We start from the raw sequence: 14,221 nt of genomic DNA on the forward strand, positions 1-14,221 counted from the left end.
CTTTCTTCTAATTGGAAAACGCGATTGTGCTCGGCTCGGCTTACATCAAGCTTAACGACGCGTCGAACCTCAGCGCTTGCGGCTGAAGACATAGAAACGGTTGGGTTCACCGACCACATAGATGTTGCCCTCGCCATCCATCGCGACGCCCTCGGCCTGCTCGATGCCCTGCACCAGGCCGTGCAAACCGCCAAACAGCGCGATGAAACTGCGCGGCTGGCCCTGCAGGTCCAGCTCCACCAGCAAACGCGACTCGTCCGACAGCAGCAGCGTATGACCACTGCGTGGATCGATCGTTACCGAGGACAGATCACGTACCAGCAAGGGCTGGTTGGGCAGCGCTTGGAGCGTGCCAACGGCGCCGTCTTCACCGGGAAATGGCAGCTCGAAAAGACCCTGCGGATCGCGTTCCTTGGCCAGCAGCAGGCGTTGCGTATGCGGGTTCCAGGCCAGGCCCTCGAAGCCCTTGTTGCCGGCATCGGAAAAGCCCAGGTCGTAACTGGACAGGTCGTCCAGATCGAGCCTCTCGACGCCCGGCTCGAGGAAGAACACCGCAACCAGATGACGACGCTCATCGACGATTGCCAGGCGGCCGTCGCCAAGCGCTTCCACCGCTTCCGGATCGGAAAAGCCGGTGAGCGTGACACGCCGCAGAACGACGCCGGCGGGGGTGAACTCAACCAGTTGCGGATGCTTGCCGGTCACGGTGAACAGCGTGCCGGTCAGCGGGTTCCAGGTCAGCCCCGAGGTTTCATCGTTCTCCAGACCGGCCAACGTCGTTTCAAGGACCAGTTCGTAATCCGGCAGCCAGATGCCGGCGGTGCGCTGTTCGGCGCTGACCGAACGTTCGCCCCAATAAAGCCGCAGCTGATCGTCCCAATGCAGCAGGCGCCCGGTGACGAGCAGGGCTACGAACAGCAGCAACAGGACGGCGGCGGCAATCAGGCGCCAACGGGAATAACGGACGGGCATGAAGAAGGTGTTCCAGCGGAAGGTGCCGGATTACATCACGAGAGCGGATTGCAAAAAAGCGGCAAACGCGGCGGGCTTGTCCCGCCGCGCCAAGGTCAGAGCACGCGGCTTTCGAAACGCGACAGACCGACCAGCTCCAGCACCAACTGGTCGCCCTGATTGAGCGGGCCAACGCCGGCCGGGGTGCCGGTCAGCACCACATCGCCCGGCTGCAGGCTGAAGTGCCCGGCGATGTGCTGTAGCAGCGGCAGGATGGCATTGAGCATCTGGCTGCTGTTGCCGTCCTGGCGGACTTCACCGTTGATTGACAGGCGAATGCCGATGTCGCCGAGATCCTCAACCGCATCACCCGGCACGAACGGCGCAAGCACGCAGGCACCGTCGAAGCTCTTGGCGATTTCCCAAGGATGGCCCTTTTCCTTGAGCCTGGCCTGCACGTCGCGCAGGGTCAGGTCCAGCGCGGGAGCGAAGCCGGAGATCGCGTCGCGTACCTCTTCCTCGTTCGGCTTGCGCGACAGCGGCTTGCCAATCAGCACGGCGATTTCCGCTTCGTAGTGTACGGCGCCGCGATCGGCCGGGATGCTGAAGCCATCATCCAGCGGCACGCTGCAGCTGCCGGCCTTGATGAACAACAGCGGCTCGGTCGGCACCGGGTTGTTCAGCTCCTTGGCGTGCTCGGCATAGTTACGGCCGATGCACACCACCTTGCCCAGCGGGTAGTGGATCGGCGTGCCATCGGTGTAGTGGTGCTGGTAACTCATCGAAGACTCCTGGTAATCCGTGGGCCGTCAGGCCGCGAAAATCTTGCCGGGGTTCATGATCCCGTTGGGATCGAACACCGCTTTGACTGCCTTCATGTACTCGATTTCCGCTGGCGAACGGCTGTATTCGAGGTAGTCGCGCTTGGTCATGCCGACGCCATGCTCGGCGGAGATCGAGCCGTTGTACTTCTGCACGGTTTCGAACACCCACTTGTTGACCGTGGCGCACTTGCCGAAGAACTCGTCCTTGTCCATCGCATCGGGCTTGAGGATGTTCAGGTGCAGGTTGCCGTCACCGATGTGACCGAACCAGACGATCTCGAAGTCCGGGTAGTGCTCGCCGACGATGGCGTCGATTTCCTTGAGGAACGCCGGCACCTTGGCGACGGTGACGGAGATGTCGTTCTTGTACGGCGTCCAGTGGCTGATGGTCTCGGAGATGTACTCGCGCAGCTTCCACAGATTCTGCAGCTGCTGCTCGCTCTGACTCATGACGCCATCGAGCACCCAGCCCTGTTCGACGCAATGCTCGAAGGTGGCCAGCGCCTGGTCGGCGCGCTCATCGGTAGTCGCTTCGAATTCGAGCAGCGCATAGAACGGGCAGTCGGTTTCGAACGGTGCCGGCACGTCACCGCGGCCCAGGACCTTGGCCAGTGCCTTGTCCGAGAAGAACTCGAAGGCAGTCAGATCCAGCTTGTCCTGGAAGGCGTGCAGCACCGGCATGATCGAGTCGAAATCCGGTGTACCCAGCACCAGCGCGGTGAGGTTGGTCGGCTGCCTCTCCAGGCGCATGGTCGCCTCGACGACGAAGCCCAGCGTGCCTTCGGCGCCGATGAACAGCTGGCGCAGGTCATAGCCGGTGGCGTTCTTGATCAGGTCCTTGTTCAGCTCGAGCAGGTCGCCCTTGCCGGTCACCACCTTCAGGCCCGCCACCCAGTTGCGGGTCATGCCGTAGCGGATCACCTTGATGCCGCCAGCGTTGGTGCCGATGTTGCCGCCGATCTGGCTGGAGCCAGCCGAGGCGAAGTCCACCGGGTAGTACAGACCCTTGTCCTCGGCGAACTGCTGCAGCTGCGCGGTGACCACGCCCGGCTGGCAGACGGCGGTGCGATCCATCTCGTTGAATTGGAGAATCTGGTTCATGTAGTCGAACGACACCACCACCTCGCCATTGGCGGCCACCGCGGCGGCGGAGAGCCCGGTGCGACCGCCCGAGGGCACTAGCGCAACCTTGCGCTCGTTGGCCCAGCGCACGATAGCCTGCACCTGCTCGATGCTTTTGGGAAAGACAATGGCCGAGGGTGCCGGAGCGAAATGCTTGGTCCAATCCTTGCCGTAGGCATTCAGCGAATCGGCGTCGGTCAGCACTTTGCCGGGCTCGACCAGGGTTTTCAGCTCATCGATCAGGGCGGGGTCGGTCATCACGGGAACTCTCATACGATTCATGGTCACCCTGAGCACGCTTCAGCACAGGGGTGGGGGTGTTTCGCGGGGCTCGTATGCTAGCATACGCACCCCTTTGACACGTGCCTCGGCAGACTCCCGACACCGCTAATGACGGGTCGGCCAGCCTTCGCTGGACACTTCAGTCCTATCCTTCGGCCTTAAGGTTTTAATGCAGATGAGCCAGACCTCTCTCGACAAGAGCAAGATCAAGTTTCTTCTTCTCGAAGGCGTGCACCAGAACGCCGTCGACACCCTCAAGGCGGCCGGCTACACCAACATCGAGTACCTCAAGGGCGCGCTGTCCACCGAGGAGCTGAAGGAGAAGATCGCCGACGCCCATTTCATCGGCATCCGCTCGCGCACCCAGCTCACCGAGGAAGTCTTCGAGGCCGCCAAGAAGCTGATCGCCGTCGGCTGTTTCTGCATCGGTACCAACCAGGTCGACCTGAACGCTGCCCGCGAACGCGGCATCGCGGTGTTCAACGCGCCCTACTCCAACACCCGTTCGGTGGCTGAATTGGTGCTGGCCGAAGCCATTCTGCTGCTACGCGGCATTCCGGAGAAGAACGCCTCCTGCCACCGCGGCGGCTGGATCAAGTCGGCGGCCAACTCGTTCGAAATCCGCGGCAAGAAGCTCGGCATCATCGGCTACGGCTCCATCGGCACCCAGCTCTCCGTGCTGGCCGAAGCGCTGGGCATGCAGGTCTATTTCTACGACGTAGTGACCAAGCTGCCGCTGGGCAACGCCAACCAGATCGGCTCGCTGTACGAGCTGCTCGGCATGTGCGACATCGTTTCCCTGCACGTACCTGAGCTGCCGTCCACCCAGTGGATGATTGGCGAGAAAGAAATCCGCGCCATGAAGAAAGGCGCCATCCTGATCAACGCCGCGCGCGGTACCGTGGTCGAGCTGGACCACCTGGCCGAGGCGATCAAGGACGAGCACCTGATTGGCGCTGCCATCGACGTGTTCCCGGTCGAGCCGAAGTCCAACGACGAGGAATTCGAAAGCCCGCTGCGTGGCCTGGATCGCGTGATTCTGACCCCGCACATCGGTGGCTCGACTGCCGAAGCGCAGGCCAACATCGGCCTGGAAGTCGCCGAGAAGCTGGTCAAGTACAGCGACAACGGCACCTCGGTGTCCTCGGTCAACTTCCCGGAAGTCGCGCTGCCATCGCACCCGGGCAAGCACCGTCTGCTGCACATCCACCGCAACATCCCGGGCGTGATGAGCGAGATCAACAAGGTGTTCGCCGACAACGGCATCAACATCTGCGGCCAGTTCCTGCAGACCAACGACAAGGTCGGCTATGTGGTGATCGACGTCGACAAGGAATACTCCGACCTGGCGCTGGAGAAGCTGCAGCACGTCAACGGCACCATCCGCAGCCGCGTGCTGTTCTGATGCGTTGACCCGGCAGTACTGAAAAAGGGAGGCTTCGGCCTCCCTTTTTCGTTGGCGCGGCTGTCCCGACCAAGCGCCTTCCGCTAGCTGCGCAATGCGCGGTTACCCGCCGCATCGACATCAGCACCCGGCTGCTCATCACTCGGTTCGGGCGTTGGCGGCACATCGGTCTCGATCGGCGCCTGACGCGGCTGCAGCACCGGTGCCTCGATCCGATCCCCATCCTGCGGCCGCTCGCCCGACTCGCCGCGCGGCTCGCTATTGTCCAGCGGATGCTGGCGGGGCTTGTCCGGTTGGGTAGGCCCGGTGCCGTCTGCCATGGCGACCGAGGCGCCAGCCAGCGAAGCCAGCAAAATGCTCAAGCGCAGCATGCTCATCGTGCACCTCCGATCAGGGTTGGTCCGCTTTCGGCACGCGCGTGCCGACAAAGGTTTCCGCTGCCGTGCAACGAGCAGCCGAGCGGTTGTCGGCAAAAACGCAGAACGGCCCGACAAGCGCTGCCTGCCGGGCCGTTGCTGGTCGCCGTGCCGATTAGTAGGCGCCGCGCGCACCGCCTTCGCCGCCGGTGCCGGTAGTGCCCTGCTCACCGGTTGCGCCATCGCCACCGGCATCGACGCCAGTGCCGCGATCGCTACCGGTAGTGGTCGCCGGGCGGTTTGTCTCATCCGGCATCTTGCCAGTATCGGAAGTCGCGTCCATTCCGGTGCCAGTGCCGGTTCCGGTACCCGTGCCTGTGCCACCCATGGCCCCCGGCTGCTCGGTGCTGTGCCCCATCGAGTCACGGTTGCCAGTATCGGCGCCCGTGCCGGTATTGCCCGCTGCGAACGCTGCGCCAGAAATCAGCCCGGCCAGGGTAAATGCCGCAATCTTGTGCATGGTCATGATGTTCTCCTGCATATTTTCAGGGGGTTCACAGATTCCGGCAGCAGGACGCAGCAGGGGTTTCCTCGGCAGCCTTTACAAAACGTGACAGGCCCTACGAAGCCCATTCCAGAGCGGCTGCTAAGACGCACCGCCGGTCGCGTCGGAACGATCACCGAGCAGATCCTCTACATAAAGCATGCGCACCAGCACCATGCCGACCGCTGCCAGCGGCGTCGCCAGCAGCAGCCCGAGCGTGCCGGCGAGAAGCCCGAACAGCAGCTGAACGGCAATCGTCAGCGCCGGCGGGATCGAAACGATGCGCTGCTGCATCAAGGGCGTGAACACATAGCTCTCCAGTGCCTGGACGAACAGGTAGAGGCCGGCGACATAGAGCACCGTGCGTCCACCCTCCAGCGACGCCAGCAGCAAGGCCGGGATCACCGCCAGCACCGGGCCGATATTGGGAATGAACGACAGCAGCCCGGCAATCAGCCCGAGCACCAGCGCCAGTTCGATACCCAGCAACCACAGACCGAGGGTTGTCAGTACGCCGATCAGCAGCATTTCCATCAATTTGGCCAGCAACCAGGCGCGCAACGTTGCGCCGGATTCGTCGAGCACTTCGGCGGCACGCGGTCGGTAGCCCAGCGGGATCAGCTTCAACAGCCCGCTCACATAGACCTGCGGGTTGATGGCCAGACAGATACCGATCGCAAACGCGATAACGAAGCTGCTCAGAGCCCCCACCACCGACCCCATCACCTTGGTCACCACGCTGAAGGCACTGGAGCCATCGGGCAACGAGTCCTCAAGGCGTTCGCGCTGTTGCAGCAACTCATTGGCCCAAGGCAACTGCTCGGCACGTTCGCGCAGCTGCTCGACAGCCTGTGGTAGAGAATCGGACAGGGCATCGGCCTGCTCGGCAATGTTTGGCGCGACCAACCAGCCACCGCCTCCAAGAGCGAGCAGCATCACCACGAAGAACAGCGGCATGGCCGCCTTGTAGGGCATGGAGGTGTGGTCGCTGATCCACTGGCTTACACCATGGATCAACACACCAAACAGGATCGAGGCGAACAGCAGCAACAGGAAATCGAAGGCCAGCCAGGCGACGATGCTCAGCAGCACCACCGCGGCAAGCACTGCCGCCTGCACGATGGCGCGATTGGCGACTTTCTTCGCATCGTTCTGCGGCGTTGGCATGGACATGGCTCTCCCCCTCATGAGTACAAGGGTTACGACAGGCCACGCGGCGCTTTAATTCAGGCGTTGCGCCAATCAGCGCAGCAGTTGCCAGAGCGATGCGCCGACGCCGGCCATGCTTTCACCGGCGACCAGTCCGGCGGCCGCGACGATCACGAACCGCTCGCCGAGGCTGCGCCAGCGTGACGCGAAGGCCCAGGCGAGCACCGCACCGAAAGTCATCATCAGCGAGATCGACGCCGGAATGATGAACGCCAGCCCGAGCGCCGCGGAGCTCGGCAGCCAGCGCAGGCGACGTTCCGGCAGCAACCCTTCGAGCGTTCCGAGCAGCACACCACTGAGCGCACCAGCGAGCATCGCCCAACGCACATCAGGTGCCAGCGCCCCGAGGCCACCGGTCAATGCTTCGGCGACCGCCTTCCAGGTCGCGACTGCCGGTGCCGGCCACTCGGGCGTGATCAGCATGCTCTGCGGGTCGGGGATCAACAGCTGATAGGCCAGTACACCGACCACGCTGCCCAACAGAATGCCGCAGCACTGCGCCACCGCCTGCCGCCCCGGCGCCGCGCCGATGGCGTGGCCGACCTTGAAGTCGTTGAGCAGATCCGTGCACTGTCCCGCTGCACCGCCGGCGGTATTAGCGCTCATCAAGTTCACCGGCACCTGGCCCGGCGCGAACACACCGAAGCTCAACTGCGACAACTGGCCGATGGCACCGATTGGCGGAATCCCGGTGGCACCGACCACCCGCGCGGCAACCATCGCCAGCAGCAGCGCCAATGGAATCGACAACAATGCCAGCCAGGGATCAATGCCGAACAGGCTTACCTGCAGCACCAGCACCATGATCACCGCCAGTACGAAACCCATCGCCGGCCAGCCATCCGGACGCCGCAGTCTTAGCCGGCGGCGCGCCGATGGCGAGCGCGAACGCAGCAGGCGCAGGCCCAGCGAGGTCAGCGTGGCGCAGACCATCAGGCTCACGCCGGGCCACAGCAGCCACTCGATCAATGCGGCGAACTGCGGCCCCTGCGCACCGGCCGGCAAGCGCACCAAGCCTTCGGCCAGCAGCCAGGGCGCGAGCACACCCCAGGCCAGCGCGGCACCGAGCAATAGCGACAAACCGACACGCAGCCCGATGATGCCGCCGAAGCCGAGCAGCAACAGCGAAGGTTCGAAGCTGAAGGTCAGTCGCTCCAGCTGCAACGAAGGCGCCCAGCGCGGCAAGGCCCAGACGAAGGTGTCGACCAGCTTGGCAGCGGCCGCCAGCAGCGCAGCGCTGCCCAGCACCCAGAGCCGTCGCCCGGCTTCAGCGCCATGGCTGTAGATCTGCTGCAAGGTCGCCAGGGTCGCCATGCCTTCCGGAAAGCGCAGCCCTGACTCGACGATCAACGAGGGACGCAGGTACCAGGCGACCCAGATGCCGAGAAAGCTCACCGAAAACACCCAGGCCATCAGCGGCAGGCTGTCCAGCTGCTGGCCAGTGAGCAGCGTATAGGCAGGAATCGGCGCCACCAGCCCGCCGGAGATGATCGAGGCACAGGACGAGGCAGTGGTCTGGTTGATGTTGCTTTCCAGCAATGACCAGCGCGGGCGGCCGAACGCGACGGAAACGCTCTGCCAGAAGGCGAAGCCGATCAACAGCGCAATGATCGACATATTGAACGACCAGCCGATCTTGAGGCCGGAGTACACGTTGGACGGCGCTAATAGTGCACCGAGCAGCAGCCCGGTAAGCAGAGCACGCGCAGTGAGTTCTCGGGGCGAGACGGCAGAGTTGGTCGCGATCATTCGATTACCTTAGCAGCCAGCCCGGTGCAAAAACGCGCGTCCTTCCGAGCGGCTCGCTCGCCCCTTGGCAGAGTTGCGCACGTGCTGGCCGGATAATGCCCGTTAGCCATCGCTAGGCTGAACTTCGCTGCAAGGTGCTGGTCGTTTAGTAACTTTTTAATCAATCACGCCCGACTGACTAGGTACCGAACATGGACGCGGAGCTTACACGGGATACTTCCTCCCCAACTGTCACGCTATTAACCGGCAATGAACTGCTTGGGTTGTTTTTTCGCCATTTTCTCGGCGAGCAGGCGCAAGTCGAGGTTTCGCTGGCCGGACTGGAATCGGCAGAGCATCGTGGTGCCGACCTGTTTCTGGTCGATGCTGGCCACACCGAGGCCGAGCAGATTTCCAGCCTGATCGATCAGCTGGAAGAACACACGCCGGTGGCGCTGGTGAACATCGTCCCCGAGCAGGCCGAGCAGCTGGTGGAAAAGCACCCGGTGATTCGCGGGGTGTTTTACAGCCACGCCACCCGCGAGCACCTGCTCGAAGGCATCCGGGTACTGCTTCAGGGCGGCGACTGGCTGCCGCGTGTGCTGACCGAGCGCCTGCTGGGCCAATGGCGGCGGATGCGCCAGCTCGCGGAAACCAAATCCAGCCTGACGCTACGCGAGCGGGAGATCCTCAGCCTGGCCGGCAAGGGGCTGTCGAACGCGGAAATCGCCGAGCAGCTGTGCCTGAGCCCCCACACGATCAAGAGTCATATCCACAACCTGCTGCGCAAGATCGGCGCATCCAACCGGGCCGAGGCGGCCTACCTGCTGCGTAGCCATCTCGACTGGGACAAGACCTGCAGCGTGTGAGGATGTAACCCGCGGTCCGCGCGCAAGCGCGGAACTGCCGGATGCGCCATTGGACGCCGCAGCAAGCGTGCAACCGGCCTGGCATTAATCCCTAGAAACCGGAAATCACTGTTCTTTTTACACCGCTAGATGGATACCCAAAGCCGCACGCCACGTTCAAGAATCGCGTCCACTGTCATCCGGTACATACCAATGACCCGCTCTGCCCTATCCCGCCTCACGCTTGTCTTTGCCCTGTTTGCCGGCTCGCCACTGCACGCCGCCGACCTGATGGATAACGGCGACCTTTCACCAGGCGGCATTCCGGGGGCAGCTTCCGGTTCTCAGCCGTCGATCCAGCTGTCCGCTTCAAAGGCGGCCTACCTGCAACAGACGGGTTACGGCAACCTGGCCGAACTGCGCCAGAACGGCCAAGCCCTGAACGCGCAGATATTGCAGCAAGGCACGGATCAGGAAGCTTTCATTCTTCAGCACGGCGACAACCTTTTGGCAATCGTCGAACAGGTCGGCCAGGGCAACTTTGCCGAAATCCTCCAGACCGGCAGCGACAACCAGGCCAGCATCAGCCAATACGGTGCCTATAACGACGCACGCATCGAACAAACCGGCAACGGCCTGCGCAGCGACGTCACCCAATTCGGCGTCGGTCAGAAAATCAACATCGTGCAGGGTCGTTAACCACCAAGAACCAAGGAGAAACACATGTTCAAGCCCGTAGTGATGGCTAGTCTGCTTGCTCTCGGCACCACTCAAGCCTTTGCCGAGAACAGCATCGAACTGGAGCAACGCGGCGCGGAGAACATGGCCGAACTGCAACAGACCGGCCTCGTCGAATCCAGCGCGATCGACGTCAGCCAGGTCGGTAATCTCAACGAGGCCAGCATCACTCAGATTGGCGAGGCCTACTTCAAGGTCGCCAACCTGCAGCAGATCGGTAACGCCAACGTCGCCACCATCGAACAGACCGGACGCACCAGCATGCTGAACGCCAGCAGCATCGGCAATGGCAACCAGATCACTGGCAGCCAGACCGCCTTCGTCACCGCACAGGTCGAGCAGCGCGGCGATGGCAACGTGCTGACCTTCGACCAGCAGGGCTATTACGAAGGCTCGCGGATGAATGTGTCCCAGGACGGTCTGGGCAATATGGCCGACATCTTCCAGGGCGACGGCAACCGCATGACGCTTGCCCAGGCCGGCACTTACAACGTAGCGGACATCCAGCAGAGCGATTACCACAACGAACTGGGCTTCACCCAGAGCGGCGACAGCAACCGGCTGACGGTCGATCAGAATGGCTTCGGTGGCCGTATCTCCGGCTCGTCGACCGGCAGTGGCAATAGCGTCGATATTGCCCAGAGCTATATGTCCAACCAGGCCACGGTGATGCAGAGCGGCAACGACAATCTGGCGAGCATCGAACAGGGCAATTTCGGCCATCAGGCCACCATCACCCAGCAGGGCAGCGCCAACGAAGCGTTCATCCGCCAGGGCTTCCCAATGGAGGCGATCACCCGTTTGCCAGGTGCCGCGACGATCCACCAGAGCGGCAGCGGCAACAGCGCCACCATCGTCCAGCAATAGCACAGCCACCTCCAGCCACGGACCGGCTTAACGGAAACAGAACGGATGCTGACCATGACCCTCGCCGCCTGGCTGCTCGCAGCCACCCCCGCGCCAGCTGACGCTCCGGTGCACGCCAGCCTCGAATTGCAACCTGTCGAGGACCATCGGCTGTCCCTCGCCCTGTGCTTCAAGGGCAGCGGCCAGCAGGTCCGCTTCCGCCTCAAGGTCCGCTCCAGCGGCAAGGCTGGCAATGCCCAGACCACCCAGGGCGGCACGCTCACGGCCACCGCTACGCAGCAATGCCCATTGAGCAACCGGCTCGGCATCACTGAAGACAGCCGTGTCGAGGCCGAGCTGCACTGGTGGATAGACGATGCCGAGCAACCACCGATCCTGCGCAGCTACCCCAACGCCGAGCATGGAGACGATGAGGAACAGAACGAGCCGCAGCAAATAGCCTAAAAGCACCAAGCCGGACCAATGGCACCGTACGGGCCAGTCGTTCAGCGCAGGTTCAGGCGGGGTTCAGGAAGGGTTCAGTGACAACCGTTCAGTCTAGGGGCCGTCAGTATCCCGCTGCCTGAAAAGGAGTCACCGATGAAAAAACTTAGCACTCTGGCCCTCGCCACTACCCTCGGCGCCTTCAGCTTCGGCGCTCACGCCGCTGAGAACTTTGCTGGTTTCACCTGGGGCAAAAGCACCGTCAACACTGATCGCTCCAGCTCGCTGAAGCAGAATATGGACGGCAAGAACCGCTTCGACGACACCATCAAAAACAGTGGCACGTGGGGCGTGCGCGCCGGTCAGATGACCGACGAGGCTCGCTACTACATGACCTACGAAAACGTCTCCGACGACTACGGCAGCAGCCTCAAGCTGCGTCAGCAGAACCTGATCGGCAGCTACGACATGTTCGTCCCGCTGGGCGACACCACCCGCCTGTTCGGCGGTGCCAGCGCCGGTCTGACCAAGCTGGAAAACGAGTCCAAGGGCTACACCCGTGACAGCGACATCGGCTACCTGGTCGGCCTGCAGGCCGGTATCCTGCAGAAGCTCGGCGACAACACCTCGGTGGAAGCCGGCTACCGCTACCTGCGCAGCAACGCCGGTACCGAAGTGTCCGAGCGTGGCGTCGGCAAGCTGGGCTCGATCGACGTGCACAGCAGCAAGCAGGCCTATTTGGGTCTGAACTATCACTTCTGATGGCGTTACGCTGACAGAACGTTGAACAACGGCCGGGCATTGCCCGGCCGTTTGTCCAGGGAGCAGAAAAATGAAAGTGCTGGTGGTGGAAGACGAGGCGCTGCTGCGCCACCACTTGCAGACGCGGCTCGGTGAAAGCGGGCATATCGTCGATGCCGTGCCCAACGCCGAAGAAGCGCTGTATCAAACCCACGAATTCAATCACGACCTTGCCGTCATCGATCTCGGCCTGCCGGGTATCAGCGGGCTGGACCTGATCCGCCAGCTTCGCAGCCGCGGCAAGGTCTTCCCCATTCTCATCCTCACCGCCCGTGGCAACTGGCAGGACAAGGTCGAAGGCCTGGCCTCCGGTGCCGATGACTACGTGGTCAAGCCGTTCCAGTTCGAGGAACTGGAAGCCCGCCTGAATGCGCTGCTGCGCCGCTCCAGCGGCTTCACTCAGGCCACCATCGAGGCCGGCCCGCTGGTGCTCGACCTCAATCGCAAGCAGGCCACGGCCAATGGCGAGCCGCTGGCCCTCACGGCCTATGAATACCGCATCCTGGAATACCTGATGCGCCACCAGCAGCAGGTGGTGGCCAAGGAGCGGCTGATGGAACAGCTCTATAGCGGCGACGAGGAGCGCGACCCGAACGTGATCGAAGTGCTGGTCGGCCGCTTGCGGCGCAAGCTCGAGGCCCAGTGCGCAATGAAGCCCATCGAAACCGTGCGCGGCCTCGGCTACCTGTTTACCGAGCGCTGCCGATGAGTCGACGCTGGCGCCGCCTGCAGGCGCGCGTTCGCAATCGACTGACCGGTGCCATGTCGCTGCGCCTGCGCCTGATGTTCGGCGCGGCGAGCCTTGCCGCGCTGTTCATGCTGGCGCTGCTGCCTGCTTTGCAGGGCGCCTTCAGCCTGACCTTCGAAAAAGTCATCGAACAACGCCTGGCCGCCGATGCCAGCACGCTGATTACCGCCGCTCAGGTCGAGGACGGGCAATTGCAGATGCCCGAACGTCTGCCGGACGAGGAATTCGACCTGCCGGATGCGCAGCTGCTCGGCTTCATCTACGACCGCCGCGGCGAGCTGGTCTGGCGCTCGCGCTCGGCCGCCGATGAGCGCATCGACTATCGCCCGCGTTACGAGGGTGGCAGCACCGAATTCCTCCGCGTGCGCGATGCCAACGGGGTGGAATACTTCGCCTATGACGTCGAGCTGCTTCTGGCTGGCAGCCGCGACAATGCCTTCAGCTTCGTCACCATGCAGCCGACCAGCGAGTACCTGAGCCTGTTCGAGGAGTTTCGGCGCCAACTGTACCTGTGGCTGGGCACTGGCCTGCTGGTATTGCTGGTGCTGCTCTGGCTCGGCCTGACCTGGGGCTTTCGCACGCTCAAGCGAGTCAGCGCCGAGCTCGATCAGGTCGAAATCGGACAGCGCGAGCGGCTGAGCGACGACCACCCGCGTGAACTGCTGCGTCTGACCCGCTCGCTGAACCGCCTGCTGGACAGCGAACGGCGGCAGCGCGAGCAGTACCGCAATTCGTTGGGCGATCTGGCGCACAGCCTGAAAACCCCGCTCAGCGTGCTGCAGGGTGTCGGCGAGACACTCGCGGCGCAGGCACAGAGCCGCGAGCAGGCTCAGGTAATGCAGGCGCAGATCGAACGTATGAGCCAGCAGATCGGCTATCAGCTGCAACGCGCCAGCCTGGGCAAAAGCGGCCTGGTGCGTCACCGGGTCGAACTCCGGCCACTGCTGGTCAGCCTCTGCAGCACGCTGGACAAGGTCTATCGCGACAAGCAGGTGCAGGTCGACATGCAGCTCGCCGAACCCTGTCTGGTGCCGATGGAACAGGGTGCGTTGATGGAACTGCTCGGCAACCTGCTGGAAAACGCCTATCGCCTTTGCCTGCAGCAGGTTCGCATCAGTGCCCGCAACAGTGAAGGCGACCTGCTGCTCGGCGTCGAGGACGACGGCCCAGGCGTGCCGATCGACCAGCGCGCACGGATCATCCGCCGCGGCGAACGTCTCGACGGCCAGCACCCTGGCCAGGGCATCGGCCTGGCGGTGGTCAAGGACATCCTCGATAGCTACGGCGGCGAGCTCAGCCTCGGCGAGTCGGCGCTAGGCGGCGCGGCGTTTCAGATCCGCCTGCGCGCCGACTGAACGAACGGTAGCTCGCAGCA

Annotated in this window: 15 protein-coding genes; 8 read left to right on the forward strand and 7 right to left on the reverse strand. The window is 63.2% G+C overall.

The annotated features are described in order from the left end of the window. Positions 1–69: 69 nt before the first annotated feature. The 3 genes from SM130_RS19820 to SM130_RS19830 form a co-directional block, all read right to left on the reverse strand. Positions 70–972, reverse strand: a complete 903-nt coding sequence (locus tag SM130_RS19820) for an SdiA-regulated domain-containing protein (protein ID WP_102826374.1) — start codon at positions 970–972, stop codon at positions 70–72. A gap of 95 nt (positions 973–1,067) precedes the next feature. Then, complete coding sequence (locus tag SM130_RS19825) at positions 1,068–1,733, reverse strand: fumarylacetoacetate hydrolase family protein (RefSeq protein WP_102826375.1); 666 nt, start codon at positions 1,731–1,733, stop codon at positions 1,068–1,070. 27 nt (positions 1,734–1,760) lie between these two features. Further along, on the reverse strand, positions 1,761–3,155 hold the full coding sequence (locus tag SM130_RS19830) for an FAD-binding oxidoreductase (RefSeq protein ID WP_102826376.1): 1,395 nt from the start codon (positions 3,153–3,155) through the stop codon (positions 1,761–1,763). A gap of 199 nt (positions 3,156–3,354) precedes the next feature. On the opposite strand from SM130_RS19830, the gene serA reads away from it, so the two are divergent. Further along, on the forward strand, positions 3,355–4,584 hold the full coding sequence (gene serA, locus SM130_RS19835) for a phosphoglycerate dehydrogenase (RefSeq protein ID WP_102826515.1): 1,230 nt from the start codon (positions 3,355–3,357) through the stop codon (positions 4,582–4,584). A gap of 83 nt (positions 4,585–4,667) precedes the next feature. Here serA and SM130_RS19840 read toward each other — a convergent pair whose 3' ends face one another. From SM130_RS19840 to SM130_RS19855, 4 genes are all read right to left on the reverse strand, one after another. Beyond that, positions 4,668–4,961 (reverse strand): hypothetical protein, encoded by a 294-nt coding sequence (locus SM130_RS19840; RefSeq protein WP_102826377.1) that lies wholly within the window; start codon positions 4,959–4,961, stop codon positions 4,668–4,670. A 154-nt stretch (positions 4,962–5,115) separates the two neighbouring features. Continuing rightward, positions 5,116–5,466 carry a hypothetical protein gene (locus SM130_RS19845; protein ID WP_102826378.1) on the reverse strand — a complete coding sequence of 117 codons (351 nt, stop codon included), beginning with the start codon at positions 5,464–5,466 and terminating at the stop codon, positions 5,116–5,118. Positions 5,467–5,586: 120 nt separating this feature from the next. Beyond that, the gene (locus tag SM130_RS19850; protein ID WP_102826379.1) at positions 5,587–6,657 is read right to left on the reverse strand and encodes an AI-2E family transporter; all 1,071 of its coding nucleotides are present in this window, start codon (positions 6,655–6,657) and stop codon (positions 5,587–5,589) included. 69 nt (positions 6,658–6,726) lie between these two features. Continuing rightward, positions 6,727–8,442, reverse strand: coding sequence for an OPT/YSL family transporter (locus tag SM130_RS19855; protein ID WP_102826380.1), 1,716 nt, complete (start codon positions 8,440–8,442; stop codon positions 6,727–6,729). 263 nt (positions 8,443–8,705) lie between these two features. Between SM130_RS19855 and SM130_RS19860 the strand changes: the two genes are divergently transcribed. The 7 genes from SM130_RS19860 to SM130_RS19890 all read left to right on the forward strand — a co-directional run bounded on the left by SM130_RS19860 (position 8,706) and on the right by SM130_RS19890 (position 14,201). Continuing rightward, on the forward strand, positions 8,706–9,290 hold the full coding sequence (locus tag SM130_RS19860; protein ID WP_102826381.1) for a helix-turn-helix transcriptional regulator: 585 nt from the start codon (positions 8,706–8,708) through the stop codon (positions 9,288–9,290). A gap of 192 nt (positions 9,291–9,482) precedes the next feature. After that, positions 9,483–9,968 carry a curli production assembly protein CsgB gene (locus SM130_RS19865; RefSeq protein WP_102826382.1) on the forward strand — a complete coding sequence of 162 codons (486 nt, stop codon included), beginning with the start codon at positions 9,483–9,485 and terminating at the stop codon, positions 9,966–9,968. A 24-nt stretch (positions 9,969–9,992) separates the two neighbouring features. After that, positions 9,993–10,874, forward strand: coding sequence for a hypothetical protein (locus SM130_RS19870; RefSeq protein WP_102826383.1), 882 nt, complete (start codon positions 9,993–9,995; stop codon positions 10,872–10,874). Positions 10,875–10,919: 45 nt separating this feature from the next. Further along, positions 10,920–11,318, forward strand: a complete 399-nt coding sequence (locus SM130_RS19875) for a hypothetical protein (RefSeq protein WP_102826384.1) — start codon at positions 10,920–10,922, stop codon at positions 11,316–11,318. Positions 11,319–11,453: 135 nt separating this feature from the next. Then, positions 11,454–12,059 (forward strand): outer membrane beta-barrel protein, encoded by a 606-nt coding sequence (locus SM130_RS19880; protein WP_102826385.1) that lies wholly within the window; start codon positions 11,454–11,456, stop codon positions 12,057–12,059. Positions 12,060–12,129: 70 nt separating this feature from the next. Beyond that, positions 12,130–12,807 carry a response regulator gene (locus tag SM130_RS19885; protein ID WP_102826386.1) on the forward strand — a complete coding sequence of 226 codons (678 nt, stop codon included), beginning with the start codon at positions 12,130–12,132 and terminating at the stop codon, positions 12,805–12,807. After that, positions 12,804–14,201 (forward strand): ATP-binding protein, encoded by a 1,398-nt coding sequence (locus SM130_RS19890; RefSeq protein ID WP_102826387.1) that lies wholly within the window; start codon positions 12,804–12,806, stop codon positions 14,199–14,201. The genes SM130_RS19885 and SM130_RS19890 overlap by 4 nt, the downstream gene beginning before the upstream one ends. Positions 14,202–14,221: the final 20 nt, after the last annotated feature.

Origin of the sequence: Stutzerimonas stutzeri, assembly GCF_038561965.1 — a bacterium.
In the GTDB taxonomy this organism is placed as follows: Bacteria; Pseudomonadota; Gammaproteobacteria; order Pseudomonadales; family Pseudomonadaceae; genus Stutzerimonas; species Stutzerimonas stutzeri_AA.

What these genes read in the sequence shown, in the direction of transcription:
- SM130_RS19820 (WP_102826374.1), bottom strand. Translation starts at nt 972, where the DNA reads ATGCCCGTCCGTTATTCCCGTTGGCGCCTGATTGCCGCCGCCGTCCTG.
- SM130_RS19825 (WP_102826375.1), bottom strand. Translation starts at nt 1,733, where the DNA reads ATGAGTTACCAGCACCACTACACCGATGGCACGCCGATCCACTACCCG.
- SM130_RS19830 (WP_102826376.1), bottom strand. Translation starts at nt 3,155, where the DNA reads ATGACCGACCCCGCCCTGATCGATGAGCTGAAAACCCTGGTCGAGCCC.
- serA (WP_102826515.1), top strand. Translation starts at nt 3,355, where the DNA reads ATGAGCCAGACCTCTCTCGACAAGAGCAAGATCAAGTTTCTTCTTCTC.
- SM130_RS19840 (WP_102826377.1), bottom strand. Translation starts at nt 4,961, where the DNA reads ATGAGCATGCTGCGCTTGAGCATTTTGCTGGCTTCGCTGGCTGGCGCC.
- SM130_RS19845 (WP_102826378.1), bottom strand. Translation starts at nt 5,466, where the DNA reads ATGACCATGCACAAGATTGCGGCATTTACCCTGGCCGGGCTGATTTCT.
- SM130_RS19850 (WP_102826379.1), bottom strand. Translation starts at nt 6,657, where the DNA reads ATGTCCATGCCAACGCCGCAGAACGATGCGAAGAAAGTCGCCAATCGC.
- SM130_RS19855 (WP_102826380.1), bottom strand. Translation starts at nt 8,442, where the DNA reads ATGATCGCGACCAACTCTGCCGTCTCGCCCCGAGAACTCACTGCGCGT.
- SM130_RS19865 (WP_102826382.1), top strand. Translation starts at nt 9,483, where the DNA reads ATGACCCGCTCTGCCCTATCCCGCCTCACGCTTGTCTTTGCCCTGTTT.
- SM130_RS19870 (WP_102826383.1), top strand. Translation starts at nt 9,993, where the DNA reads ATGTTCAAGCCCGTAGTGATGGCTAGTCTGCTTGCTCTCGGCACCACT.
- SM130_RS19875 (WP_102826384.1), top strand. Translation starts at nt 10,920, where the DNA reads ATGCTGACCATGACCCTCGCCGCCTGGCTGCTCGCAGCCACCCCCGCG.
- SM130_RS19880 (WP_102826385.1), top strand. Translation starts at nt 11,454, where the DNA reads ATGAAAAAACTTAGCACTCTGGCCCTCGCCACTACCCTCGGCGCCTTC.
- SM130_RS19885 (WP_102826386.1), top strand. Translation starts at nt 12,130, where the DNA reads ATGAAAGTGCTGGTGGTGGAAGACGAGGCGCTGCTGCGCCACCACTTG.
- SM130_RS19890 (WP_102826387.1), top strand. Translation starts at nt 12,804, where the DNA reads ATGAGTCGACGCTGGCGCCGCCTGCAGGCGCGCGTTCGCAATCGACTG.